Origin of the sequence: Nocardioides oceani (assembly GCF_030412965.1) — a bacterium.
GTDB lineage: Bacteria > Actinomycetota > Actinomycetes > Propionibacteriales > Nocardioidaceae > Nocardioides > Nocardioides oceani.
Genome location: NZ_JAUHJQ010000295.1, coordinates 1 through 215, shown reverse-complemented (window position 1 = coordinate 215; position 215 = coordinate 1). Strand labels below are relative to the sequence as shown.

General features: G+C 77.7%; 1 protein-coding gene. It reads right to left on the bottom strand.

Annotated features, from left to right (window positions below; genetic code table 11):
• Window positions 1-198 (bottom strand): hypothetical protein (locus QWY28_RS24120; protein WP_300955424.1); only part of this gene is annotated, 198 nt, incomplete at its 3' end.
• Between the last annotated feature and the right edge of the window lie 17 nt (window positions 199-215).

The window sequence follows — 215 nt, the reverse complement described above, 5'->3', positions numbered from 1 at the left end:
GCGGCCGGGGCGGTAGACCAGCCCGGTCGTGCCGAACTCGGCGCCCTCGAGCGCGGGCGCGGTGAACCACGCGCGAGGCGTGGCGCCGCGCGGCGGCACGCGCCACACGATCGGCTGTGCGGAGTCGCTGACGTACAGCTCGCCCCGCGGACCCCACGTCGCGTAGTTCGGCACGGCGCCCTCGGGGAACGTCGCCACGCGACGCCACCGACCGG